This window comes from Hymenobacter busanensis (assembly GCF_008727865.1).
In the GTDB taxonomy this organism is placed as follows: Bacteria; Bacteroidota; Bacteroidia; order Cytophagales; family Hymenobacteraceae; genus Solirubrum; species Solirubrum busanense.
Genome location: NZ_VTWU01000003.1, coordinates 221643 through 248159, shown reverse-complemented (window position 1 = coordinate 248159; position 26517 = coordinate 221643). Strand labels below are relative to the sequence as shown.

20 protein-coding genes are annotated in these 26517 nt (G+C 63.5%); 13 read left to right on the top strand and 7 right to left on the bottom strand.

Translation table 11 applies throughout. The features are described 5' to 3' along the window. Positions 1–44: 44 nt before the first annotated feature. Positions 45–287 (bottom strand): DUF6952 family protein, encoded by a 243-nt coding sequence (locus F0P96_RS08945; RefSeq protein ID WP_151078520.1) that lies wholly within the window; start codon positions 285–287, stop codon positions 45–47. Between the two features lie 8 nt (positions 288–295). Next, on the bottom strand, positions 296–613 hold the full coding sequence (locus tag F0P96_RS08940; protein WP_151078519.1) for a thioredoxin family protein: 318 nt from the start codon (positions 611–613) through the stop codon (positions 296–298). Between the two features lie 266 nt (positions 614–879). On the opposite strand from F0P96_RS08940, the gene F0P96_RS08935 reads away from it, so the two are divergent. Next, entirely contained in the window at positions 880–1584 is a 705-nt protein-coding gene (locus F0P96_RS08935) for an arylesterase (RefSeq protein WP_201743847.1), read from the top strand. Positions 1585–1694: 110 nt separating this feature from the next. On the opposite strand, the gene glgP is transcribed toward F0P96_RS08935, so the two are convergent. Next, positions 1695–3344 (bottom strand): alpha-glucan family phosphorylase, encoded by a 1650-nt coding sequence (glgP, locus tag F0P96_RS08930; RefSeq protein ID WP_151078517.1) that lies wholly within the window; start codon positions 3342–3344, stop codon positions 1695–1697. Positions 3345–3760: 416 nt separating this feature from the next. Here glgP and F0P96_RS08925 point away from each other — a divergent pair, with 416 nt between their 5' ends. The 5 genes from F0P96_RS08925 to F0P96_RS21200 all read left to right on the top strand — a co-directional run bounded on the left by F0P96_RS08925 (position 3761) and on the right by F0P96_RS21200 (position 11825). Beyond that, positions 3761–5194, top strand: a complete 1434-nt coding sequence (locus tag F0P96_RS08925) for a hydrolase (RefSeq protein WP_151078516.1) — start codon at positions 3761–3763, stop codon at positions 5192–5194. A 283-nt stretch (positions 5195–5477) separates the two neighbouring features. Then, entirely contained in the window at positions 5478–7361 is a 1884-nt protein-coding gene (locus F0P96_RS08920) for a glycoside hydrolase family 13 protein (RefSeq protein ID WP_151078515.1), read from the top strand. Between the two features lie 78 nt (positions 7362–7439). After that, entirely contained in the window at positions 7440–8147 is a 708-nt protein-coding gene (locus tag F0P96_RS08915) for an SDR family oxidoreductase (protein WP_151078514.1), read from the top strand. Between the two features lie 228 nt (positions 8148–8375). Then, a complete protein-coding gene (locus F0P96_RS08910) occupies positions 8376–10124 on the top strand; it encodes an alpha-amylase family glycosyl hydrolase (protein ID WP_151078513.1) in 1749 nt (582 codons plus the stop codon). Positions 10125–10205: 81 nt separating this feature from the next. Continuing rightward, entirely contained in the window at positions 10206–11825 is a 1620-nt protein-coding gene (locus F0P96_RS21200; protein WP_151078512.1) for an MFS transporter, read from the top strand. Between the two features lie 81 nt (positions 11826–11906). Here F0P96_RS21200 and F0P96_RS08900 read toward each other — a convergent pair whose 3' ends face one another. Beyond that, the gene (locus F0P96_RS08900; RefSeq protein ID WP_151078511.1) at positions 11907–12320 is read right to left on the bottom strand and encodes a hypothetical protein; all 414 of its coding nucleotides are present in this window, start codon (positions 12318–12320) and stop codon (positions 11907–11909) included. Between the two features lie 214 nt (positions 12321–12534). Here F0P96_RS08900 and F0P96_RS08895 point away from each other — a divergent pair, with 214 nt between their 5' ends. Continuing rightward, positions 12535–13644, top strand: a complete 1110-nt coding sequence (locus F0P96_RS08895; protein ID WP_151078510.1) for a glycosyltransferase — start codon at positions 12535–12537, stop codon at positions 13642–13644. Between the two features lie 109 nt (positions 13645–13753). Then, positions 13754–15604 (top strand): family 10 glycosylhydrolase, encoded by a 1851-nt coding sequence (locus tag F0P96_RS08890; RefSeq protein WP_160620271.1) that lies wholly within the window; start codon positions 13754–13756, stop codon positions 15602–15604. A gap of 209 nt (positions 15605–15813) precedes the next feature. Here the strand turns inward: F0P96_RS08890 and F0P96_RS08885 are convergent, their stop codons facing one another. Next, the gene (locus F0P96_RS08885) at positions 15814–17544 is read right to left on the bottom strand and encodes a M28 family metallopeptidase (protein WP_235917436.1); all 1731 of its coding nucleotides are present in this window, start codon (positions 17542–17544) and stop codon (positions 15814–15816) included. A 515-nt stretch (positions 17545–18059) separates the two neighbouring features. Next, positions 18060–20066 (bottom strand): vWA domain-containing protein, encoded by a 2007-nt coding sequence (locus F0P96_RS08880; protein WP_151078508.1) that lies wholly within the window; start codon positions 20064–20066, stop codon positions 18060–18062. Positions 20067–20343: 277 nt separating this feature from the next. On the opposite strand from F0P96_RS08880, the gene F0P96_RS08875 reads away from it, so the two are divergent. Next, positions 20344–20952, top strand: a complete 609-nt coding sequence (locus F0P96_RS08875; protein WP_151078507.1) for an RNA polymerase sigma factor — start codon at positions 20344–20346, stop codon at positions 20950–20952. Then, entirely contained in the window at positions 20939–22141 is a 1203-nt protein-coding gene (locus F0P96_RS08870) for an energy transducer TonB (RefSeq protein ID WP_151078506.1), read from the top strand. Before F0P96_RS08875 ends, F0P96_RS08870 begins: the two co-directional genes overlap by 14 nt. Positions 22142–22275: 134 nt before the next feature. Here F0P96_RS08870 and F0P96_RS08865 read toward each other — a convergent pair whose 3' ends face one another. Then, entirely contained in the window at positions 22276–22644 is a 369-nt protein-coding gene (locus tag F0P96_RS08865; RefSeq protein WP_151078505.1) for a dodecin family protein, read from the bottom strand. A 153-nt stretch (positions 22645–22797) separates the two neighbouring features. Between F0P96_RS08865 and fumC the strand changes: the two genes are divergently transcribed. The 3 genes from fumC (at position 22798) to F0P96_RS08850 (ending at position 26436) form a co-directional block, all read left to right on the top strand. Further along, complete coding sequence (gene fumC, locus F0P96_RS08860; RefSeq protein ID WP_151078929.1) at positions 22798–24198, top strand: class II fumarate hydratase; 1401 nt, start codon at positions 22798–22800, stop codon at positions 24196–24198. 185 nt (positions 24199–24383) lie between these two features. Next, positions 24384–24818 (top strand): SpoIIAA family protein, encoded by a 435-nt coding sequence (locus F0P96_RS08855; RefSeq protein ID WP_151078504.1) that lies wholly within the window; start codon positions 24384–24386, stop codon positions 24816–24818. A 94-nt stretch (positions 24819–24912) separates the two neighbouring features. Then, complete coding sequence (locus F0P96_RS08850) at positions 24913–26436, top strand: hypothetical protein (RefSeq protein ID WP_151078503.1); 1524 nt, start codon at positions 24913–24915, stop codon at positions 26434–26436. Positions 26437–26517: the final 81 nt, after the last annotated feature.

Here is a 26517-nt window from a genome sequence, read left to right as displayed (position 1 = left end):
GGGGAGGCTGTCCGGTGGGCCGTTGGCGTTTAGCTACAGCTCGATTAGCTGATGGACACGCGCACCTTTTTGGTGTATTCGCGCAGCGCGGCCGTAAACTCCGCGCCGTGGTCTTTCATGTGGTTCAGAATCCAGATGGCGGCAAACACGTGCGTGAGTTGCTCGCCTTCGTCGGCGCCTTCTACTTCAAACGACGGTTGCCGCTCGTCGAGCAGGGCTTCTTCGGCTTCTACCAAGGCTTGCAGCGACTGGCTTTCCACCAGGCGCTTGATGGCGGGAATTTTCATAGCCTGATCTAGCGAATCTTATCCAGCAACGACACCACGGCTTCTTCCTTGCTGGCCGACAGGGTATCAACCAACTCGCCGTTTTGGAACACCGCGAAGAATGGCAGGTTGGTAACGGTGGCCAGCTTGCGGGCCTCGGGGCTGTGTTCGGCGTTTACGTCGAGAAAGGCAATGTGCTGGTTGTCCTCCTGGTCGGAGAGGCGCTTGAATTTGGGGCTGAACAGGCGGCAGTTGCCGCACCAGTCGGCGTAGTATTTCACCACCACTTTGTCGTGGTCGGCAAGCAGTTGCCGGAAGTCGGCGTCGGAAGCTTTGGTAACGGGCATGGGTACTACAAGGGTGAAACAAGCAGTCAGATAGGAATCATTCTTACCTGGCCAGAGCACAAAGTAAAGCCAGTTCGGCCGAAAAAAGTTTACCAGGCCTTGGCGCAAGCTGCGGGCGCATGGGCCCACCGCACTTCTACGGGGTTGCCGGCGGTTGGTCTTGGCGCGGCCAAGTCTGCGGGCCCAATGCCTTAAAACACCCTTGCAGCCCAGCGCAAACAGCTCGGCGGCAGCCTTGCCCGACCGGGGGCCGTATGCGAAGTCTTATGCTGCCACTTCGTTTGTTTCTGGCGGGGCTACTGCTGGCGCTGCTCGGCTGCCAACCGGCCGGCACCGATGCGCAGCAAGCTCCCGCCTCACCTCCGCCCCCGCCCGTTATGCGCAACATCGTGTTCTTCGGCAACAGCCTCACGGCCGGCTACGGCCTGCCGCCGCAGCAGTCGTTTCCCTCGCTTATCCAACAAAAAATTGACTCAGCGGGCCTGTCGTGGCAATGCATCAATGCGGGCGTGAGCGGCGAAACCACCGCCGGTGGCTTGCAGCGCCTGCCTACCGTGCTAGCCAAGCGCCGCCCCGATGTGTTTGTGCTGGAATTGGGCGCCAACGACGGCCTGCGCGGCATTCCGGTGCGCGAAACCTCCCAAAACCTGCAGCGCATCATCGACGCGGTGCGCAAGCAATACCCCGAAGCGCAAATCGTGCTTGTGGGCCTGGAATTTCCCTTCGACCTAAGCGCGTTCGGCGGCCACCGCTACGCACGCTATGCCGACGAATTTAAGGCGCAGTTTCGCCCCTTGGCCGAGAAAAATCACGCGGCGTTTGTGCCGTTTCTGCTGCAAGGCGTGCTTGGCCGCCCCGAGCTGAACCTGCAAGACCGCGCCCACCCCAACGCCGCCGGCTACCGCATTGTGGCCGACAACGTGTGGCAAGTGCTGGAGCCGGTACTGCGGAATTACGTGGTAGGGAAATAATTCGACCGTCAGCCTCAGCGTAGGGCCTTCTCACGCCGGAACGACGGACGTAACAACGTCTCGTTCGGCGGTGAGAAGGCCCTACGCGTTGCTCAGGAGGACGAAAAGGCCTACTGTTGGTACATCAGCTCGTAGTACTCGCGTGCCATGCGGCCCGAGTCGAACATGGGCTCAACTTCGCGCATGGCGGTTTGCACGAGGTTCCAGTAGTCGGCGGGCTCGTCGTAGTAGAGCGGAATGAGTTCGTGCTCCAGCACGTCGAGCACGCCCGAGGCTTCGGTGTCGTCTTTGTGGCGTTCGTCTTCGTTGATGTTGGCCAGCGGAATCAGGAAGCCGTTTTCGCCGTGGCGCACGAACTCCGGAATCCAGCCGTCGGGGATGCTCAGGTTGACGGAGCCGTTCATGGCCGCCGTCATGCCGCTGGTGCCCGAGGCTTCGCGCGGGAAGCGCGGCGTGTTCAGCCACACATCGGAGCCCTTCTTGAGCAGCGCCGAGAGGCCGAGTTCGTAACCGGTGAGAACGGCGCAGTTTTTCAGGTGGCGCGTGCTCTTGATGAGTTCGTTGAACATGCCGATGGCGGCGTAGTCCTTGGGGTAGGGCTTGCCGGCCCAAATCATCTGCACGGGGCGGTCGGCGTGCTTGAAGAGCTGCTCGAACCGGTCGAAATGGCGCAGCACGAGGTTGGCGCGCTTGTAGCCGGCAAAGCGGCGGGCCCACACGATGGTCAGCGCGTCGGGGTCGAAGAGGTTGCCGGTCTGGTTCGCCACCTCCTTGAATAGCTCCTGCTTGAGCTGCCGCTTGCGGGCTTTCAGCGCTTCCACGTCGCCGGCCTCGAGGGCCGCGTGCAGGGCCTTGTCGCGCCAGTAGGTGCCGTTTTGGGCGTTGGTGATGTGAATGATGGGGCAAATGCCGCTGTAACCCTTCCACATATCGTTGGCCACGCGCCCGTGCACGGCCGACACGCCGTTGGCCTTGCGGGCGAGGCGCAGCGCCGCCACGGTGTAGTTCAGCCGCTCGTTTTCCACCAGGCCCAGGGCGCGCACTTCGTCGCCGCTGAGGCCGGCAAAAAACGTCATGTCCTCGAGCAGTTTCATGCCGTGCTCTTCGTTGCCGGCCAGCTCGGGCGTGTGGGTGGTAAACACGAGGCGCTCCTGCACCGCCGGCACCGACTTGCCGTGCTTTTGGTAGAGGTAGAAGGCCAACGGCAGGCCGTGGCCTTCGTTGAGGTGGTAGACCTCGGGCGTCAGGTTCAGCTCGTCGAGCAGCTTGCCGCCGCCCACGCCCAGCAGAATGCTCTGGGCCACGCGGGCCGCGAGGTCGGCGTCGTAGAGGTGGTGCGAGATGGTGCGCGAGAGGTAGTCGTTTTCGGGAATATCGGTAGTGAGGAAAAACATGGGCGCGGTGCCGAACACCTCCGGGGCGAGGTAGTAGGCGCGCACTTTCACCGGGGCCGAGTGGATGCTGATGTCGAACACAAAACCGGTATCCTGCAGAAAGCTGTAGTGCTTCTGCACGTAGTCGACGCGCAAGGTTTCGTCTTGCTGCCGGGCCTGGTCGTAGTAGCCATAGGTCCACAGAATGCCAATGCCGATCATGTTCTGCTTGAGCTCGTAGGCCGAGCGCATGTGCGAACCGGCCAGAAAGCCCAAGCCGCCCGAGTAGGTTTTCAGGGCCTGGTCGATGGCAAATTCCATGGAGAAGTAAGCCACGCGCCGGCTGAATTCGGCGGCGGGCTGGTAGGCGTCAACGGTGAATGGCATGAGGGTAGTGAGAAGGAAAGGGAACGGGAAAAGCGAGAAAAAGCCGCCTTCAGGGCGGCAAATAGAAGGGCGGCCCATTCCTGAGCCGGCGGGACTTTGGGAGCCGTAAGCTACGAAAGGAGCCGGAGCCTCATGGCGGGTTGGCCCAGGGGCGAAGCCGGTTTGGCAGGCTACGGCAACGCCAGTGCCAACGGGCACTACCCATGCCCCGGCCGAGCTACGCGGCACTGCAAACCTTTGCACAGGCCCTGCTGGCGCGGTTTGATAAAATTTTTATACCACTATACTTTATTGTGCATTAATAAAATGATAACAATTTCGTAACATAGACGGCCCAAATGCGCGGTCAGGACCGGGCCCGCCTGCCCGACGTGTTTTGGGTTTGTTTCCCCTCTCTTCCCAACCACACACCTTTTATGAGCTTCTTTACCCCCCGTAGCTGGTGGGCTGCCCCCCTATTGGCTTTGGCCGTTGCCTGCGCCAAAACCGATGTAGCACCGCCAACTGCTCCGCTTGCCACCGCCCTCAGCCAGCACGTCTCAAACACGGGTTTCCCCGAAGGCTTCGAAAGCGGTACCAAAACCGCCTACACGCTGGGCTCCGTCACGCTCGGTTCGGGCTCCTGGACGCTCGACGACGCCCTGCTGGGCAACACCACCGCCGACCCCAAAACCGGCGCGCAGTCGGCCCGCATCCGCAACGTCGGTTCGCTCTCGATGAACTTCGACGTGAGCGGCGGCGCGGGCGTGGTAACCGTGGGCCACGCCCTCTACGGCACCGACGGCAGTTCGACTTGGGAGCTGTGGGCTTCCACCAACGGCGGTTCGTCGTACAGCAAAGTGGGCAGCACCATCACCACCAGCAGCACCATGCTGCAAACGGCCTCGTTTACGGCCAACCTGAGCGGCAGTGTGCGCCTGCAGATCCGCAAGGTATCGGGCGGCACCAACCGCCTGAACATCGACAACGTCGACATTCAGACGTACAGCGGCGGGGGCGGCGGTACCGGCGCCAAGAAGTTCCTGATTGACGCCTCGCACGCGGAAATGGCCGGCAATGCCGACTGGGTGCTGGACGTAGACGCCGGCGTGGCCCCGCGCTTCCCCACCCCTGCAGCCTCGGGCATCACGGCCACCACGGCCGAAACGTACTGGACCGGCGCACTGTCGGCCTGGGGCGTGAGCCTGGTGAAGCTGGGCCACTCGGTAGAGAACCTGCCGACCGGCACGGCCATTACTTATGGCAACAGCTCCAACGCCCAGGATTTGTCGAACTACAACGTGTTTATCGTCGACGAGCCGAACACGGTGTTTACCTCGGCCGAGAAAACGGCCATTCTGCAGTTTGTACAGAACGGCGGCGGCTTGTTCATGATTTCCGACCACGATGTGTCGGACCGCAATAACGACGGCTGGGATTCGCCCGCTATCTGGAACGACCTGATGACCAACAACGCCGTGCAAACCAACCCGTTTGGCTTCAGCATTGCGCTCAGCAACATTTCGGAGACGACCAGCAACGTGCTCAACAGCTCGACCAACCAGATTCTGAACGGCCCGCAAGGCGCCGTCACGCAGCTCAAGTACAGCAACGGCGCCACCATTACCACCAACTCGGCGGCCGCCAAAGGGCTGATCTGGCGCACGACCTCGTCGCAGGGCAGCACCAACGTGATGTGCGCCAGCAGCACCTACGGTACCGGCCGCGTGGTAGTGGTAGCCGACTCGTCGCCGGCCGACGACGGCACCGGTTCGCCCGGCAACACCGTGTACCCCGGCTGGACGGAGCTGGCCAGCCACGCCCGCCTGCACATGAATGCCTCGCTCTGGCTGGCCAAAGTGACCAACTAGTTCTTCCGCCCTTTTCCCACACCTTTTCCGGCCGTCCGCTCCGCCATTTGCGCGGGGCGGGCGGCTTGGGTTTTGGCCCCTGCCGGGCGCGGCTGCCTGGCTCCTATTTCGCTTTGTGCCGGTGTGCTTCCCGGACTTCTGAGCCACCCGTTTCGGCTGATATTGAAATTCGTTTTCACCGCAAACGTTTGCATTTCAGCGGTGCTTTGATGCCGCCGCCGAAAGGCGCTACTTTGCTACGGTACGCGCCCTGTTGCCGCGTGTTGGCCTTCCGATTTTCGCCATGAACCGCACCTTTTCTCTTCTGTCGCTGCTGGTGCTTCTGCTCGGCGGCGCGCCCTTGCCCAGCCGGGCCGCCGAGGCGGCCAAGCCCGCCGCCATTACCCGCATCGACCCCACGTTTTGGTGGGTGGGCATGAAAAACCCGAAGCTGCAGCTGCTCGTGCACGGCCCCGGCATTGGCGCCAGCACCGCCAGCCTCAACTACGCCGGCGTGACGCTCGACGGCACGCAGAAGCTCGAAAACCCCAATTACCTGCTCGTCAACCTCAGCATTGGGACCGATGCCAAGCCGGGCAAATTGCCGCTGGAGTTCAAGGGCGCCAAGAAGGTAAAATACGAGTACGAGCTGCGCGCCCGCACCACGCCCGGCGACAAATCGAAGGTGCAGGGCATCAACTCGTCCGACTTCGTGTATCTGCTGATGCCCGACCGGTTTGCCAACGGCGACCCGAGCAACGACGTGGTGAAAAGCCTGCAGGAAACCAAGCTGGACCGCGGCCAGATGTATGCCCGCCACGGCGGCGACCTGAAGGGCATTGAGGACCATTTCGGCTACCTCAAGGAGTTGGGCGTCACGGCCATCTGGCCCACGCCCATCGTGGAAAACGACGAGCCCAAAACCAGCTACCACGGCTACGCCCTCACCGATTTCTACGCCGTGGACCCGCGCTACGGCTCGAACGACGACTACGTGCGCTTTGTGCAGCGGGCCCACCAGCAGGGCCTGAAAGTGGTGCACGACGTGGTGCTCAACCACATGGGCACCTCGGGCTATTTGGTGAAAGACGCGCCGGCCAAGGACTGGTTTCACCAGTGGCCCACGTTCACGCGCTCCAACTTCCGCGACGCCGCCTTCAACGACCCGTACGTGTCGCAGTCCGACCGGAAGCAGTTTGGCGAGGGGTGGTTCGACCAGCACATGGCCGACCTGAACCAGACCAACCCGCTGGTGAGTACCTACCTCATTCAGAATTTTCTGTGGTGGGTGGAGTACACCGGCCTCGACGGCTACCGCGTGGACACCTACACCTACTCCGATCGGAAGTTTCTGATGGACTGGGGCAAGGCCTTGCTCGACGAGTACCCGCAGCTGGGCATGTTTGCCGAAACCTGGGTGCAGGGCACGGCCCAGCAGGCCTACTTCGCCCGCAACATCCTGCCCGAAGTCGACGGCTTTAAGTCGAACATGCCGGGCGTGCTCGACTTCCAGCTGCAATACGCCATCAACGAAGCCCTGACCCGCGACGCGGGCTGGACGGAAGGCATCAGCAAGCTGTACTACACCTTGCAGGCCGACTGGCTCTACGAAGACCCCGCGCGCAACGTGGTGTTCCTCGACAACCACGACATGAGCCGGTTTTTCTCCGTCATCGGCGAAGACCTGGCCAAGTACAAGATGGGCCTGGCGTGGCTGCTCACGGTGCGCGGCACGCCGCAGCTCTACTACGGCACCGAGGTGCTGATGAAAAACTACTCGAACCCCGACGGTAAGGTGCGCGAGGACTTCCCCGGCGGCTGGGCCGGCGACAAGGTGAACCTGTTTACCGCGGTCGGCCGCACCGGCCCTGCTGCCGAGGCCTTCACCTACGTGAGCAAGCTGGCCAACTACCGCAAAACCCACCCGGTGCTGCACACCGGCAAGCTCATGCACTTCATCCCCGACGGCGGCGTGTACACCTACTTCCGCTACAACGACGCGGGCGAAACGGTGATGGTGATGATGAACACGAACAAGGACGAGAAAACCGTGGACACCGCCCGCATGGCCGAACGGCTCAGTGGCTACACCGCAGCTACCGACGTGGTGACGGGCGCCACGCTCACGGACCTGAAATCGGTGAAGATTCCGGGGCGCACGGCGTGGGTATTGGAGTTGAAAAAGTAAAAACCACCCCGGCCGTTTGTTTCCTGGCCGACTTTTCGGCGCTACCACCGTACTTTAAAGCAACGTAAGTCCGCAGCCATGAACGATTTAACCAACCAAGTTGCCATCGTCACCGGCGCCTCGCGCGGCATCGGGCGGGCCATTGCCACGCTGCTGGCGGTGCAGGGCGCCAAGGTGGTGTGCGTGGCCCGCTCCGAAGACGAGCTGCTGGAAGTGGCCCAGAAAACCAACGGCCTGGCCGTTATTGCCGACGTAGCCGACGAGGCCGACGCGCAAAACGTGGTGGCCGAAACCCTCAGCCACTACGGCCGCCTCGACATTGTGGTGTGCAACGCTGGCGTGGGCTCGTTCAACCTGCTCGAAAACTTCAGCAGCGAAGAATGGGACCGGATGTTTGACACCAACGTGAAGGGCACATTTCTGCTCTGCAAAGCCGCGCTGCCGCACCTCAAAGAGCAGCGCCGCGGCCACATCATCGGCATTGCCTCCGACGTGAGCAAGCGCACCTTCGTGCACGGCACGGCCTATGGAGCCAGCAAATATGCCCAGCACGCCGTGCTCGATGCGCTGCGCAAGGAAGTGCGCGGCCACGGCATCAAGGTCAGCGTCATCTACCCCGGCCTGGTCGACACGCACTTCAACGAAGCCAAGCCGGGCACGGCCGAAAAGGAGAAAACGCACCTGCAGCCGATGGACATTGCCCAGGCCGTGCGCTACATCCTCGAAGCCCCGCCTCACGTGGTCGTCGACGAGCTGATGCTGCACCCGCTTACCCAGGAATGGTAACCGCAATGAGCAACTGCCTGTGAGCCGGACCCGGCCTTGGAAACCCGACTGGTTTTCTCGCCTCGGCTCATATCCAGTTGATTATTGCAGAATTGCCCACCTTACGTTCTTATGCGAAGCAAATTGCTGTTGCCGGCCGCGGCTTTTACGCTGGGTCTGGCCTCGTTTACCCTGATTCCACGCCCTGCGGCTTTGTCGCCTGTGCTATCCGCTCACTCATCCGCTGCTATGTTGGCCGACCCCAACACCACCGACGAGGCACCCGAGGACCGCAAGCTGGTCATCTACCAACTGATGGTGCGCCTGTTTGGCAACCAGAAAACCACGAACAAGCCCTTTGGCTCGGCCGCCGAAAACGGCGTGGGCAAATTCAACGACATTACGCCCACGGCCCTGCAGGAGCTGAAAAAGCTGGGCGCCACGCACGTGTGGTACACCGGCGTGCTGGAGCACGCCACCATGGCCGACTACTCCAAAATCGGTATTGCGCTGGACGACGCCGACGTGGTGAAAGGCCGCGCCGGCTCGCCCTACGCCGTGAAGGACTACTACGACGTGGACCCCGACCTGGCCGTGGACCCCAAGCTGCGCATGAAGGAGTTTGAGGCCCTGGTGAAACGCACCCACGACAACGGCCTGAAGCTGCTCATCGACTTCATTCCCAACCACGTAGCGCGCTCCTACAAGTCGGACGCGAAGCCGGCGGGCGTGGTGGATTTGGGCGAAAAGGACGACAAAACCAAGGCCTTTGCGCCCAATAACAACTTCTACTACCTGCCCGGCAAGGCCTTGGTGGTGCCCAAAGGCAACGACCCGCTGGGCGCGGCCCTGAAGGGCCCCAAGGAAGACCAGAAATACACCGAAACGCCCGCCAAAGCCACCGGCAACGACGTGTTTTCGGAAGCGCCCAAGCTCGACGACTGGTTTGAGACGACCAAGCTCAACTACGGCGTCGATTACCAGAACGGGCGCAAAACCTACTTCGAGCCCGTGCCCGACACGTGGCTGAAGATGCGCGACATTCTCGTGTTCTGGGCCCGGAAAGACGTCGACGGCTTCCGCTGCGACGTGGCCGAAATGGTGCCGGTGGAGTTTTGGGCCTGGGTTATTCCCGAGGTCAAAAAAGTGAAGCCCGATATCATCTTCCTGGGCGAAGCCTACAACCCCAAGGAGTACAAGCGCTACCTCACCGAGGGCAAGTTTGATTTCCTCTATGACAAGGTGGGCCTCTACGACGGCCTGCGCCGCCTGATGCGGGGCGAAGGCTCGACCGACGACATCACAAAAGTGTGGAGCGAGGAAAGCCGCGGCTTCTCGTCGCGCATGCTGCGCTTTCTGGAAAACCACGACGAGCAGCGCATTGCCTCCAAGGATTTTGCCGGCGGCACTGCCCCCGCCATTCCGGCCATGACGGTTTCGGCGACGCTGGGCACCGGGCCGGTAATGGTGTACTTCGGGCAGGAAGTGGGCGAGCCGGCCCGCGGCGCCGAAGGCTTTTCGGGCGAAGACGGCCGCACCACCATCTTCGACTATTGGGGCGTGCCCGAGCACCAGAAATGGGTGAACGGCGGCAAGTTCGACGGCGGCAAGCTCAGCCAGCAGCAGCAGCAGCTGCGCGACTTCTACGCGCGCCTGCTTAACCTCTGCACCAGCAACGAAGCCATCCGGAAGGGGCGCTTCTACGAGTTGCAGGACGCCAACAACCTCGCCAAGGAATACGACCAGCGCAAGCTCTACAGCTACCTGCGCTTCACCGACAAGCAGCGCCTGCTCGTCGTCGTCAACTTCAGCGCCACCCAAACCTACGTGCCCACGCTGCAGATTCCCGAAGCCGCCTGGAAGCTCATGAAGCTCGACCCGCTGCGCCAGCAGTTCACCTACACCGACATTCTGAACAAGCGACCGGCCAGCAGCAACGCGCGCGTTACGCTCGCCCCGCTTTCGGCCGTCGTGCTCGACATCACCCCCAAACCATAGTCTGGTTTATGGTTGTTGGTCCCAACACCGCCCTTGGCCTGCCCCAAAACCAACAACCCCAAACGACCAACCAATTTCCCGATGGCAACCGTTTCTGCCCCCTCCACGAGTGCACCCACCCGCCAAAAGCCGCGCCTTTCGTTCTGGCAAATCTGGAACATGAGTTTTGGCTTTCTGGGCATTCAGTTCGGCTTCGAGCTGCAGAACTCCAACGTGAGCCGCATTTTTGAAACCCTGGGGGCCAACAAAGACGACATTCCGATTCTGTGGATTGCCGCGCCGGTCACCGGCCTGCTCGTGCAGCCCGTCATCGGCTACCTCTCCGACCGTACCTGGAGCCCGCGCTGGGGCCGGCGGCGGCCGTTTTTCCTCATCGGCGCCTTGTTGGCTTCGTTGGCGCTGGTGTTCATGCCCAACTCCACGGCCCTGTGGATGGCCGGCGGCATGCTCTGGATTATGGACGCGTCCATCAACATTTCCATGGAGCCGTTCCGCGCGTTTGTGGGCGACAAGCTGCCCTCGGAGCAGCGCACCTCGGGCTTTGCCATGCAGAGCTTTTTCATCGGCGTCGGCTCCGTTATTGCAGCCCTGCTGCCGTGGGTTTTCACCAACTGGCTGGGCATGAGCAATACCGCTCCGGCTGGTGAAATTCCGCCTTCGGTGAAGTGGGCGTTTTATGTGGGCGCGGCGGCCTTTCTGGGCTCGGTGCTCTACACCGTATTTACCAGCACCGAAACGCCGCCCGAAGACATGGAGGCCTTCCGGGCCGAAAACGCCAAGGTGGGCATGTGGGACGGTTTGCGCGAGTCGTTTGCCGGTATTTTTCACATGCCGCCGGCCATGCGCCAGCTGGCCGTGGTGCAGTTCTTCACGTGGTTTGCGCTGTTTTCGATGTGGATTTACGCCACCAACGCCGTCACCAGCAACATCTACAATATGCGCGTGGATGCGCCGCTCTACGAGAAGCTGAAAGGCCAGATTGTAGGCAGCCAGACCACCGACGAAGCCGGGCGCAAAGAAGTAACGGCGCTGCAGCAGGACCTCAAGGAAATCGACGACTTTCAGCAGGGCGAAACCAGCAAAATCATCACGCTGAACATGGCCAACTACGCCCTCAGCAAAGGCCAGCTGAGCCCCGATGAACGCGCCACCGCCCAGCGCGTGCAGCAGCAGTACAACGACGGCGCCGATTGGTTGAGCCTCTGCTCGTCGGTGCGCAACGGGGTGGCCGCGGTTTTCGCGTTCCTCATTCCGCTGATTGCGGCCCGCACCAGCCGCCGCCGCACCCACATGCTGTGCCTGCTCATCGGCGGGCTGGGGCTGGTGTCGCTCAAGTTCATCAGCAACCCCGATTTCATCATCGTTTCGATGGGTATGGTGGGCATTGCCTGGGCCTCCATCCTGTCGATGCCCTACGCCATTCTGGCCGGCTCCCTGCCGCCCAACCGCATGGGCTACTACATGGGCGTGTTCAACTTCTTCATCGTGATTCCGCAGATTGTGGCCGCTACCATCCTGGGTTTCTTCACCATTCATCTGTTCCACGGCAACACCCTCAACACGCTAGTGCTGGGTGGCGCCAGCATGGTGCTGGCCGGCCTGCTCACCTTGCGCGTGCGCGACGACGACGACACCCACGTAGCCGCCGTGATGGAAAACCCTGGTTACGACACGCCGGTACTCACCAACCCGCAGGCGTAGCGCCTACCGCTCAAACAGCGCGGCCCCGACTTTACCAGAAAGTCGGGGCCGCGCTGTTTTTTTATGGGTATGACCGGTCGCCTAAGCCGGCATGTGCAGCCAGCGCTGCGCCACTTGCTCTTCGGTAAAAATGCGCACTGCCGCAGCAGCCCGCACGTGCTCGGGCAACCCGGCCTCCTGCTCGATGAGGCGCGCGGTGATGGTGGCGGCGTGGTAGGGCGCTACCAGGTAGGCAAGGCGGCGCGGCGCCGGCAGTTCGGCCAGCTGCTCACGAAATTCTGTGAGCACCCAGGCAAAGTCGGCCGGCGACGCCAGACCGCGGGTGCGCAAATCAATCAGCCAGCCGCCGGCCTGCTCGGCGCGGGCCAGCTCCAGGGCCGCGTGGTAGCCCGCGCGGTGCTCGTCGGATGTTACCGGGCGCGTCCAGCGCAGCACCAGCAGGTGCAAATCGGGTCGGTAGGAAAGGCGTAGAAAGTCCAGCTCAACAGCTTGCATGCGTTACAGGAAAAACGGGTGCGTATACAGCAGCCGTGGCCCGACAGCTTCCACAAAGAAGAACTTGCCGGATGAAATTGGGGTGAAAAGCCAACGCGCACGGGCCCGCGGATCGACGGCAACACTGTAGTGGGACCTTTTCGTATGCACTAACCGCCGGAGTTGCCGCCCGGTTCATTCCCCTTGTCGATTACCCGGTCTGGCTCCCGCGTTTATGGTATTCTTCGCGCTGTTCTTCGCGTTCTTCTTTCTGACTTGCAGCGGCTTGCTGGTCTGCGCACTTTTCCGCTCCCAGCCCCACGTCAGCCAAGCCCGGCCGCGGGTGAGCATTCTGGTGCCGGCCCGCAACGAAGCCCACCACATCGAGCGGTGCCTGCAGTCGTTGGCGCGGCTCAGCTACCCGCCCGAACTGCTGGAAATCCTCATCGGCGACGACGCTTCTACCGACGATACGGCCGCCGTGGTGCAGGCTTTTATTGCCGACAAGCCGCCGTTTCGTCTCGTGCGCATCGGCCACCCCGTGGGCAGCGCCCGCGGCAAGAGCAACGCCATTGCCCAACTCTGCCGCCAAGCCACCGCCGACTACTTCCTGCTTACCGACGCCGACATGCAGCTGCCACCCGACTGGGTGCAGCACATGCTGGGTGCGGCCGAAGCACCCGCCCACGGCCGCCCGGTGGGCGTGGTTACCGGCTCTACCGTGGCCCACGGCAACCTCTTCGGCCGCCTGCAAGGCCTCGACTGGCTCTTCGGCCTGAGCGTCATTCGGGTGCTGTCGGACGGCGGCCTGCCCGTAACGGCGGTGGGCAACAACATGCTCGTGACCCGCGCCGCCTACGACAGCATCGGCGGTTACGAAACGCTGGCGTTTCAGATAACCGAGGACCTGCAGCTCTTTGCCTGCATTGTGCAAGCCGGCTGGGGCTACCGCAACCTCTGGCACGGGCACGTGCTGGGCATTTCGGCGCCGCAGCCCACGGTGCGCTGCCTGCTGGAGCAGCGCAAACGCTGGATGCGCGGCACCACGCGGCTGCCGTGGTATTTGTCGGGGCTGTTTGGGCTCTACGGCGTGTTCTACATGGTGCTGTTTTTCCCGCCGTGGGTGGCTTGGCCGCTTACGCCGCTGCTCTACGGCGCCAAAGTGCTGCTGCAAACCCTGTATCTGTGGATTAGCCTGCGGCAAGTGGGCCGGCACGAGTCGCTCGGCGTGCTGCTGCTCTACGAGTTTTACCTGGCCGGCATGTCGCTGCTGGTGCTGGGCTACACGCTGTGGCCGGGCCACATCCGTTGGAAAGAGCGCCGCTACGCTTGGGCCGAGGTATAGGCCCGGGGCGGTCAGTCGGTTTTGCGGCGGCCTCGCCCGTTAATGCAGTTGCGCAGCCGTCTGCGAAAAGCTTACTTAGATGCGTTTACCACGCCCTATCTGCCTTCCCATGAAACAAATCTACTTTTCCCAATTCCGCTTATTCCTTGCTGCTGCCGGCCTGCTCTTGAGCAGCTTGCCTCCGGTAGCCTTGGCGCAAAGCCCGGCGCCCAAGCGCGAGTTTCGGGCCGTGTGGGTCGCGCACGTGTTCAACCTCGATTGGCCCAGCAACAAAACCCGCACGCCCGCCCAGCAACGCGCCGAGTTCATCGGCCTGCTTGACCGGCACCGACAAAACGGCTTGAACGCCGTGGTGGTGCAGGTGCGCGCCTCCGCCGACGCCATCTACCCTAGCACGCTGGAGCCGTGGAGCGAATGGCTGAGCGGCACCCAGGGCGTGGGCCCGCAGCCGGCCTACGACCCACTGGCGTTTATGATTGAGGAGACCCACCGCCGCGGCATGGAATTTCACGCCTGGCTGAACCCCTACCGCGCCGTAACCAACGCCGGCACCTCCAGTATTGCACCCAACCACGTCTCGCGCCTGCACCCCGACTGGGTGGTACCTTTTGGTACCTTGCGGGTGCTCAACCCCGGTTTGCCACAGGTGCGCGCCTACCTAAACCGCGTGGTAATGGACGTGGTGCGCCGGTACGATGTCGATGGTATTCATTTCGACGACTATTTCTACCCGGCTCCGCAAACCGGCGTGGTGTTCGACGACGACGCGGCCTTTTCCGCCGACCCGCGCGGCATAGCCACCAAAGCCGACTGGCGCCGTGACAACATCGACCTGTTTGTGCGCGCCGTGTCCGACAGCATTCGGGCGGCCAAGCCGCGGGTGAAGTTTGGCATTTCGCCGCCCGGCGTGTGGCGCAACGGCACCAGCGTGGGCGGCACGGCTACCACCGCCTTTCAGAGCTACTCCGACATCTTTGCCGATTCCCGCAAGTGGCTGCAGCAGGGCTGGGTCGATTACCTCGCGCCGCAGGTGTATTTCAGCATTGGCCAAACGGCCGCCAACTACTCCCTCATAGTACCCTGGTGGAGCCAACAGGTGCTGCCCGCCATGCCGCGCCACGTGTACGTGGGCCTGGCCGCCTATAAGGTCAGCGCCACGGCTGCCGACGTGAATTTTCGCTCCCCCAGCCAGATTCCGGCCCAGGTGCGGTTGTTGCGCCAGCAGCCCAACGTACAGGGAAGTATTCACTACAAAAGCACCGAGCTGCTGGCCAATCCTTTGGGCGTGGCCGATTCGCTACGGCTGAACTTCTACCGCCACAAGGCCCTGCTGCCCACCATGCCCTGGAAAGATGCCGTGCCGCCCACCACGCCCGCGCAGGCCAGCATCTGGAGCGACAACCAGGGCACCGGCTTCGTGCACCTGAACTGGCAGCCCGGCCCGCCCGCCGCCGACGGCGAGCTGGCCCGCTGGTATGCCGTGTACCGTTTCCCGGACCACGCCGGCCCTGTTACCGCCGCCGATGTAGCCGACCCCGCCCACCTCGTAGCCATTACCGACACCACCCACTACCGCGAGCTGCTGGCGGCCGGCGGGCCTGCCTTTCGCTACACCGTCACGGCCCTCGACCGGCTGCACAACGAAAGCCCGCCGGTGCAGAGCTTCATCGTGCTGCTGCCCGCCAAGGTAGCCGCCGCCACAACCACTTTGGAACCGGCCTACCCGAACCCCTTCCGCGAAAGCACCCAACTGACCTACGTGCTGCCCGCCGCCGGCCAGGCTGCCGTGCGCGTGTTCGACCTGACGGGCCGCGAAGTAACCTCGCTCACCAACGGCCACGAAACCGCCGGCCGTCACGCCGTAACCCTGCCCGCCGGGGGGTTGCCGGCCGGGCTGTACATAGTGGTGCTCACGACCGAAACCGGCACCTGGCGCCAGAAAGTGCTGCTGACGCACTAATCACCGCTCACCCGCCTTGCCGAGGCGCATGAGCGTCATGCAGAAGCGCAGCCGAAGCATCTCGCGTGCTGATGCTGGACAGAATATACTATCGGCCCAAACATGCGAGATGCTTCGGCTGCGCCTCTGCATGACGGCCTCCACGAAAACCAAAGCGCCCCGGCCAAACCAGCCGGGGCGCTTTGCTATTCCTTGTTGCCAAAACCAGCCTACGTCGTCGGTTTCGCCTTCAGGCTTTGCTCCCGAATGGCTTTGAACTCCGAGCCGGCTTTCCACTGCGGAAACGTGGTTTCGGAGCCCAGGCGCTGGCCCACGCGGAACAGGATGCGCGCGTCCTGCTCCATGCCGCGCAGGTCGGCTTTGGGGTCGTACTCGTCGGAGGGCTGGTGGTAGTGCTTCTCGTCGTATTCGTCGCGGGCACGCGCTGCGGCGGCTTTGCCGCCGCGACGGGCGTCGGCACCGCCGGCGGCGTAGAGGGCGGGCACGCCCACGTGGGCCAGGCTGAAGTGGTCGGAGCGGAAGAAGTGGCCTTGCTCGGGCGTGGGGTCGGGCGCGATGTAGCGGTTCTGCTCCTTGGCGGCCGCGGCGGCGTAGTCGTCTAGCTCCGACTGGCCCAGGCCCACCACCGTCAGGTCGCGCATGGGGCCGGCGGGCGAAAGGGCGTCCATGTTCAGGTTGGCCACGGTTTTATTCAGCGGGAAAACGGGGTGCGCGGCGTAGTAGGCCGAGCCCAGCAGGCCCTGCTCCTCGCCCGTCACGGCCAGAAACACGATGCTGCGGGCGGGTTTTTCCTTGGCCTGGTGAAAGGCCTTGGCAATACTCAGGAGCGCGGCGCAGCCCGAAGCGTTGTCGACGGCGCCGTTGTAAATCGAGTCGCCCTGCACGGCCGGCCCCACGCCGAGGTGGTCCCAGTGGGCAGTGTAGAGGATGTACTCATCGGGGCGCGAGGTGCCGGGCAGCACGGCCAGCACGTTTTTCGACGCCTTGCGCTCAATCACCGTCTTCAGCGTGGTGCTCACGCTCAGGCCCATCGGCTGGGGCTTGAAGCCGGGCTTGTTGGCGGCCTGAAACTGCTGCTCGTAGCTCATGCCGGCGGCCGTAAACAGGCGCTTGGCCGCGTCCAGCGTCAGCCAGCCTTCGAGGGCGCACTTGCTGGCGCCGCGGTCGGCGCTCTGCGGAAACAGCTGCTCGCCGGCCCAGCTGCTTTCCACCACCGACCACGGGTAGGACGCCGGCTTGGTGTCGTGCACGATGAGCACGCCGGCGGCGCCTTGCCGGGCGGCCTCCTCGTATTTGTAGGTCCAGCGGCCGTAGTAGGTCATGGCCTTGCCCTTGAAGAGCGTGGTGTCGCCGGTGCCAAAACCGGGGTCGTTGACGAGCACCACCACGGTTTTGCCCTTCACGTCGAGGCCGGCGTAGTCGTTCCACTGGTATTCGGGCGCCACCACGCCGTAGCCGGCAAACACCAGCGGCGAGTTGGCGAGGGTGATGCTGGGCTGCTCCCGCTCAGTCACGGCCATGTAGTCCTTCTTATAAGTCAGGGCAAAAGGCTGGCCCTTGCCGCTGACCTGCATGGTGGGCGCGGGCAGGGTGTTGATTTGCACCAGCGGCACGTTCTGGAAATAGGTGCCGTTGGGGCAGGGCTGCAGGCCGAGCTTGCGGAACTCGTCGGCGAGGTAGTTCACCGTCTTGGTTTCGCCGGCCGAAAACGGCTTGCGGCCCAGGAATTCGTCGGAGGCCAGCCGCTGTATCTGGCGGCCGATATCGGCGGCGCTGATGCCGTCGTTGGGCGCGGCTACCACGGCCGTATCGGCGGCGGCTTGGGTGGCGGCGGGGTCGGTGGTAGTGGTGGCGGAGGAGCCGGCGTTGCCTTGGCAGCCGGCCAGCAGCAGGGCCGCGGCCGCTAGCGCCCGGGCGGAAGTGGGGAAGCGTGTCATCATCGGCCGTAAAGTACGGCGCTGCCGCCGTTGCGCAACGGCAGCGCCCAGTAGCGCGAACTATGTAGTTCGCGTGCCCCACGCCGTATAGGTCGTTTTGGTACGCGAACTACATAGTTCGCGCTACGGCGCGGTATCGGCAGCCCTAAACCGATTCTGCACCGGTCTCAAGTGGTGTCGGACCGCTCCTAAGTGGTTGCACACCACTCCCGACCGGTCCGGCACCACCCCGCAGGTGGTGCCAAACCACTCCCTGGGTGGTGTTGCACCACCTTCGACCGGTTCCGCACCACTTGGAACCGGTCCACCACCACCCTTGGAGTGGTTCGGCACCACTCTGCACCGGTTTCGCACCACCCGAAGAGTGGTTTGCAACCACCCTGCAGGTGGTGCCGAACCACTCCCGACCGGTGTGGAACCACTTCGGACCGGAATGGCATCTGAAAATGCAGCGGCCCGCCAGAAGCGGGCCGTTGCATGGTTGGTGAGTGAATGGGCAACAAAAAGGGCGGCGAATATCAGCGGCGGCCGAGGCTACCCGCGCCGGGGGTGAGGCCGGCGGCGGTTTCCATCAGCCGGATGCACTCGGCACGGTACCCGTCGTCGTCGCGGCCGCGGGCCGCGCGGGCCAGCTGCAGGATAGAGTCATAAGTACCCGTGCCGGGTTGCGCCGAGTGGTGCAGCACCTGGCCGAACTGGGCGACGGCCGCCGCCCACCGCAGGTTTTCCGAAGCCTCGCTCAGCAGGCGGCCATCTCCCCCAAGCGGCCGACTGATGAGCAGGCTGGCGTGGCCCTGCGGTTGTTTGTAGCGCATCTTCACCGTTAACCACTCGCTGGTAGCGGGCCGCGGGGTTGCTTGCGCCGTCGATTGATATTTCAGCGGGTCGATGACGGCCGGGGCGCCCACGGGCACCACCTCGTAGAGGGCAGTTACCTGCTGGCCCGCGCCCAGCTCGCCGGCGTCTTTCCGGTCGTTGTTGAAGTCCTCGGCGGCCAGCAGGCGGTTTTCGTAGCCGATGAGGCGGTAGGCCTGCACCCGGGCGGGGTTGAACTCCACCTGCAGCTTCAAGTCTTTGGCCAAGGTGAAGAGGGTGCCGCCGAACTGCTGCACCAGCACGCGCCGGCCCTCGGCCAGGTGGTCGATGTAGGCGTAGTTGCCGTTGCCCTTGTCGGCGAGGCGCTCCATCTTGCTGTCCTGCAAATTGCCGGTGCCAAAGCCCAGCACCGACAGAAACACGCCCGATTCGCGCTCCTGCTCGATGAGGTGCTCCATGGCGTCGTCCGAGGATTCGCCCACGTTGAAGTCGCCGTCGGAGCACAGCACCACGCGGTTGTTGCCTTCTTTCAGAAAGTGCTGGCGGGCGGTGGCGTAGGCCAGCCGCAGCCCCGCGCCGCCGGCCGTGGAGCCCCCGGCTTCCAGCCGATCGAGCGCGGCCAGAATATCGGCGCGCTGGGTGCCGGGCGTGGGCGGCAGCACCAGGCCAGCAGCCCCGGCGTACACCACCATGCTCACGCGGTCTTGCGGGCGCATTTCCTGCACCAGCTGCCGCAGCGAGGCTTTCACCAGCGGCAGCTTATCGGGGGACTGCATGGAGCCCGACACGTCGACGAGGAACACGAGGTTGGCGGGCGGCAGCTGCGCCGTGGGCACCGTGCGGCCCTGCACCCCAATGAGCACCAGTTGGTGCTTGGGTGCCCAGGGGCACTGGGCTAGTTCGGCGTGCAGGCCGGCCGGCGCGTCGGCCGCGGGCTGCGGGTACTGGTACTTGAAATAGTTGATGAGCTCTTCGGTGCGCACGGCGTCGGCGGGCGGCAGCTGGGCTTCCTGCATCAGGTAGCGGCGCACGTTGCTGTAGGAGGCCGCGTCGACGTCGATGCTGAAGGTGCTCAGCGGCTCCTTGCTCACCAGCTGAAAGCCGTTTTCGGCTACGTGGGCGTAAGATTCGCGGTTCTCGGGCTGAGCAGGCTGCACGTAGTAGGCGGGTGGCGCGCTTTGTACTTGGTCGTAGCTTATGGTGGGTGCGCCCGCTCGCTTGGCTTCGCGCTCGGCCTTGCTCTTGAACAACGGCGGGCCCGATGGGCGGCTCGCCTGAACCCCACTGACGCGTCCGGTTACCACAACTTCGCTGAGTTGCTTGGTATCAGTAGCCAACCGGATGTCAATGCGCTGTCCGGCCCGAAAGGGCAGCTCTTTGGTTACATACCCGATGGAATTGACCTGTAGCGCGCCCTGCTTCATACCCGTCGGCAACGTCAGGTGGTAGCCGCCATCGGTACTGGTGCTGACGCCGGTGCTAGTGCCTTTCACGAGCACCGTAACGCCCGGCAGGCCTTGGCCGGTGCTGGCATCGAACACGCGCCCGACAACGCCGAGTGAATCCGTGGGCGGGCTGCTGGCAAGGGCCGGTGCCGCGTGCTCCGGTCCGGCCGATACCGAAGAACTGGATTGCCGGGCGCAGGCCGGCAGCAGCGCCGCCAGCAGCAGCAGGCGCCCGGTGGCGAATACTCGTGCAGGAAATAGCATAGACGGTGGTGTGAGGTGGTGAGTTATTGGTTGGATGCAGCCCCGTTTTCGATTCCACACGCGGCGCCCGATATTTTTTTACCACCCCGACGAAGCCGTACCTTTAAGTTGATGCCTGAACCTTTCTTAGCAAGGAAAAGCCGTCATGCTGAGCGCAGTCGAACCGCAGGAAGGCGTGGCCAAGCATCTCTACCGCTTTGCTTGGCCGCCATGCTTCGCTCTCGCTCTGCATGACGTTCTAGTATCTTCGGTTTCGCCCCGCGCTTCTCACCCTAGCATGTTCCTCTTCCGCCGCCGTAAGCCCACCGAGCCCGCGCCCCTCACCGAGGCCGAGCTGCTGGCGCGCTACCGGCAGCACGGCGACGTGCAGGACCTCGGCCGCCTCTACGAGCCTTACATGCCGCTGGTGTACGGCGTGTGCCTGCGCTACCTGCGCCGCGAAGACGACAGCAAGGACGCCGTGATGCAAATTTTCGAGAAGCTGGTGGTGGATTTGCGTCGTCACGAAGTGCAGCACCTCAGCAGCTGGCTGCACACCACCGCCCGCAACTACTGCCTCATGGAGCTGCGCCGCCGCAAGTCGGCCCCCGAAACCCTGGCATTGACCATGCCCACGGCGGCCGATGTGGAATCGGGCGGGGCCGCGCATCTATTCTCTGCCGACGGCGAAGCCACCACCGAAGAGCAGCTGCAACAGCTGGAAGCCGGTATGGCCCGACTCCCGCCCGAGCAATACCGCTGCCTCGACTTGTTTTACCGCCAACAGAAATCGTATCAGGAAATTGCCGCCCTCACCGGCTACGACCTGCCCAAGGTGAAAAGCTACCTGCAGAACGGGAAGCGTAACCTCAAACAGTACCTAACCTCCCCCCATGCGGCCCGCTAACCTCCGCCTTCCGCCCGACCCACCCGCCCCGCACCTGCCGGCGGCGGTGCTGCGGCAGTACGCGGCCGATACCCTCACGCCTGCCGAGCGCCGCCGCGTAGAAGCCCACGCCCTCGACTGCGACCTGTGCAGCGACGCCCTCGACGGCTACCTCACCGCGCCCGCCGACGCCACCGCCCCGGTGGCCCTGCAGGAGCTGCACCAGCGCCTGCACACCCGCATAGCAGCCGATGAACGGGAGCCGCGCCGCGCCGTGGCGTGGTGGTCGGCCGCGGCGGCGGCCGTGCTGGTGCTGCTGGTAGCTGCGGCCGCCTTACGCTGGTGGTTGCCGGCCGAAGTACCGCACACATCCGCCACCGCACCGGTAGCCGCCTCGGCCCCAGCGCCCCAAGCTGCCGAGCCCACGGCGCCGCCAGCAGCAACCGAAAGCGCCCCAGCGGCAGATGCGCCTGACGTAGCCGCCGCGGCTCCTGCTGCGCCGGTTACGCCTCCGGCAGAAACAACGCGGCCGGCCAAGCAGCAGCCGGCTTATGCCGCCGTCGGCAAGCCGCGCTACCGGCGCCCGGCGGCGCGGGTGCAGCCAAGTGCGCCCGTTGCGGGCGGCACCGTTGCGGAAATGACCGATGTGGTGGCCAGCAGCGCCCCCTTGGCGTCGGATAGCGGCACGGCGGAAGCCGAGGGGGTGGCCGACGCTGCCGGGGCGGCTGAGAAGAAGGAAACCCGCGAAGAAGTAGCCCCCCTCGCCAAAGCCAAGCACGCCGCGGCGGCGCCTTTGCCCGCCCGGCGGGCCACGGCGCTGGCCGCCGACAGCGCCCCGACCGCCCCCAAAGCTGCGCCAACCCTGCCCGGCGCCGCTCCCACCAAGGGCGTGCTGCCCGCGCCCCTCGATGTGGTGCCGCTGCCCAAAGGTGGCTACCCGGCCTTCCGCCGCTACCTGAGTCGCAACCTCAAATACACCGACGACGCCCGCACCGACCGCGCCGAAGGCGACGTGAAGGTGCGCTTCGTGGTGGATGCCGACGGCGTTGTGCAGTACCTGCAAGTGGTCAAGAGCGTGCACCCCGACCTCGACGAAGAGGCCCTGCGCCTTGTGTGCGAAGGCCCCGGCTGGTACCCCGGCGTGGTAAACGGCAAGCGCGCCCCGCGCACCGTGGAAATCAGCGTGCCGTTCCGCATGCCGCTCCGCTAAATCGACTGCTCAGCAAAACGCCCGGCCCTCGGCGCGGCCGCACCTTACCCTTGGGTAGTGGTGTGGCCGCGCCGAGGGCCGGTTGGTATTCGTTGCGCTGAAAAACAAACGCCTTGAAAGCGCAGCAGCGGGGCTTAGCCGCTGTAGCCGCCGCCGCTTTCGGGCTCGGTGGCGCTGCCGCCCGGCACCACGGCGCGGGGCAGCTGCGGCTCGGCGTTGATGTTGACGGCGGAATAATCGGGCGTACCGCCACCGTCTACTGCTTCCGTGGTGGCCGCGGTGCTGCGGGGCTGCCACTTGTGCATCACCTCAAAGCTGATTTTGGCCGTGATGCGGTACTCCACAATCTTGTTGTCGCGCACGCGGCAGCTTTGGTCTTTGATGTAGATGCTCTTGATGCCGTTGAGAGTGGTGCTGGCTTCTTGCAGGGCGCGCTGCACGGCATCCTCAAAGCTTTTGTCGGACGAGGCCAGCACTTCGATGACTTTCTTGATGGTGCTCATGGTCGGGCGGGTTTGGAGTGGAACAATGCTCGGAAGCGGATACCCGTGTACGCACGCGGCCACGTAAAGGCTACCGCAGCTTGGCCCCCCGTTCGGGCTTCGTTACTTTTGCCCCGCCTTTTGGGCCATCGTTTCACCGACTTCGTTTTCCTGATGCAGTTCCGCACCGAAAAAGACACCATGGGCACCGTGCAGGTCCCCGTCGACGCCTACTGGGGCGCCCAGACGCAGCGTTCCATCGAGAACTTCCAGATTGCCCAGGACATCAACCGGATGCCCAAGGAAATCATCCGCGCCTTCGCCTACCTTAAGAAAGCGGCTGCGCTGACCAACCGCGACGCGGGCATTATGCCGGCCGACAAAGCCGAGCTGATTGGCCGCGTGTGCGACGAAATCCTGGAAGGCAAGCTCGACGACCAGTTTCCGCTGGTGGTGTGGCAGACGGGCTCGGGCACGCAGTCGAACATGAACGTGAACGAGGTGGTGGCCTACCGCGGCCACGTGCTGCAGGGCGGCCAGCTCACCGACGAGAAGAAGGCCCTGGCGCCGAACGACGACGTGAACAAGTCGCAGTCGAGCAACGACACCTTCCCCACGGCCATGCACATCGCGGCCTACAAGATTCTGGTGGAGGTAACGATTCCCGGCATCGAGAAGCTGCGCGACACGCTGGCGGCGAAGTCGAAGGAGTTCATGAACATCGTGAAAATCGGCCGCACCCACCTGATGGACGCCACGCCGCTGACCGTGGGCCAGGAATTCTCGGGCTACGTGTCGCAGCTCGACCACGGCCTGCGCGCCATCAAGAACACGCTGGCCCACCTCTCGGAGCTGGCTCTGGGCGGTACCGCCGTGGGCACGGGCATCAACACGCCTCCCGGCTACTCCGAAAACGTGGCCAAACACATTGCCGATCTTACCGGCCTGCCGTTCATCACGGCCGAGAACAAGTTTGAGGCCCTGGCCGCCCACGACGCCATCGTGGAAGCCCACGGCGCGCTGAAAACGGTGGCCGCTTCGCTGATGAAAATTGCCAACGACGTGCGCCTGCTGGCTTCGGGCCCGCGCGCCGGCATCGGCGAGCTGTTCATCCCCGACAACGAGCCCGGCTCCAGTATCATGCCCGGCAAGGTGAACCCCACGCAGTCGGAAGCCATGACGATGGTAGCGGCCCAGGTGATGGGCAACGACGTGGCCATCAACATCGGCGGCATGAACGGCCACTTCGAGCTGAACGTGTTCAAGCCGATGATGATTTACAACTTCCTGCACTCGGCCCGCCTCATCGGCAACGTGTGCGTGTCGTTCAACGACAAGTGCGCCGTGGGCATCCGGCCCATTGAGGAAAACATCAAGAAGCACGTCGATTCGTCGCTGATGCTGGTAACGGCCCTGAACCCGCACATCGGTTACTACAAAGCTGCCGAAATTGCCCAGACGGCCCACAAAAACGGCTCGACGCTGAAGGAAACCGCTCTGCAACTGGGCTACCTCACCGAGGAGCAGTTCAACGAGTGGCTCAAGCCCGAAGACATGGTGGGCGAGTTGAAATAGCCCGGCCTTTCTCGTAGTGTTTTTGCCGGCCGCGCAAGGCAGGCTGCAAACCCCACTGCTGGCAACGGCAGTGGGGTTTCTTTGTAATAACTTTGACTAAATCGTTATTTTATTAAACATATTTACGAATTTCAAGTATTATGCAAGCCGCGGACATTCCCCTTCACGGTTGATAGCCCAGTGGTATGATTCTCTACGAATGCGCGCATTTGCGGCTGACGTTTCACGTGCGGTTGCGCCTGCTGGAAGTCACTTGGCTGGGCGCGGCCAGCAGCGAGGAGTTCCGCCAAACCCAGCAGTATATCTTGGCGTTGGCGGCCCGCCACCAGGTGCGGGCGTGGCTCGGCGACTTGCGCCGCATGCCGCCGCTGCACCCGCTCGACCAGATTTGGCTGCAGCAGCACTGGTTTCCGCAATTCCTGGAGCTGGGCCTCGAAAAGCTGGCCGTCGTCAACGCCGACGACCCGTTTGGGCGCCAAAACGTGGAAGACGTGGTGGTAGCTTCCAAGGCCCGGCAGCACCCCGGCCGGCCCGAAACCCGGTACTTCAACGATGCCGAGCAAGCCCGCGAATGGGTGGAAAAGCCTATTGCGGCGGCCGGGCTACCGCTCAGAGGATAGGCCGGCTACCGAATACCACCGAGGGGCACTACCGGCGGGCTTTCGTCGTTAAGCGGCTGACTCGTAGGTTTGTCTTTCCGAACGCCTTTTGCCCGTGCGCTACCTCTTCCCTTTGTTGCTGCTTCTTTCCATGCTCACCGTGCTCTTGCCGGGCTGCGAGCCGAAGGAGGAAATCATTACCACCGACCCCAGCGCCAAGCTCGAATTCTCGACCGACACGGTGACGTTCGACACGGTGTTTGTGCAGACGGGCACCGTCACCAAGCGCCTGTGGGTGTTCAACCGCAACAAGCGGGCGGTGCGGGTGGAAGAAATTCGGCTGGCGGCGCAGCAGGGCACTACCTATCAAGTCACCATCGGCGGCGACGCCGGCCCGACGGCCCGCAACGTGGAAATTCGGGGCAACGACAGCCTGCTGGTGCTGGTGAAAGCCACCGTGCAGCCCGGCACCGACAAGCCGTTTCTGGTGGAAGACCAATTGCTGTTTCGCACCAACAAAAACGACCAGCAGGTGCGCCTGATTGCCTACGGCCAAAACGCCTACTTCCACAACGCCGAAGTGCTGCCCTGCAACGCGGTGTGGCGCAACGACAAGCCCCACGTCATTTACAACTCGGTACTGGTCGATTCTACCTGCACCCTCACCATCGAAGAAGGCGCGCGCATCTATTCGCACGCCGGCTCGGCCATCATTGTGAAAGGCACCCTGCGCGTGAACCCCGCCCTGGCCCCCACCAACGAGGTGAAGCCCGACGACAAGCGCATTGTCCGCTTCGCCGGCGACCGGCTCGAAAAGTTCTACAACGACATTCCCGGTCAGTGGTCTGGCATTCAGTTCATTGCCAGCACGCGCAATATCCGCACCAACGTGCTGCGCTACTGCGAAATCAAAAATGCCTCGTTCGGCGTGCTGGTTTACAACCCCAACGACAGCCGCCCGCGCCCGAAGGTGACGGTGGAAAACTGCGTCATTCAGAACATTTCCGGCCAGGGCCTCACCTTCGCCAGCGGCGGCCAAAGCTTTGCCGGTGGCGGCGTGCTCAGCTTTTCTGGTGATGTGGACGTATCCAATACCATGCTCACCAACTGCGGCGAATACGCAGTGGCGGGCTTTCAGGGCGGCGCCTACAACCTGCAACACTGCACCGTGGCCAACTACACGCCGCAGTTCGTGCGCCGCGAAACCGCTTCGCTCACCTTCTCCAATGCCCTGCCCGTGGACGCGCCTACGTATCGGGTGGCGCCTTCCGTGACCATGCACAACAGCATTGTGTGGGGCTCTATCGAAGACGAGTTGCTGTTCGTCGATGGCAATGCGTACGCCGGCAGCGTGAACATCAGCAACAGCCTGCTGCGCACCAAGGGCTACAACAAAACGGGCAGCGCCACCACCCTGGGGCTACAGGGTAACAACAACCTGATCAACGTCGACCCCAAGTTCAAGCGCACCCCGCTCAACGCTTTCGACGGTAAATTCGACTACCGCCTCGATACGCTTTCGGCCGCCAGCAACAAGGGCGGCGCCATCGGCCTGCCCGTGCTCAACCGCGACCTGCGCAACGTGCTGCGCAACCTCGCCACGCCCGATTTGGGTGCCTACGAGCGGCTGAACCCTTAACCAAGTCCCGAGCATCGAGGCACGAGAAATTGGTAATCGGCTGTCCGAACAATTCGCCCTTCTCCTGCCTCGATACCCTTC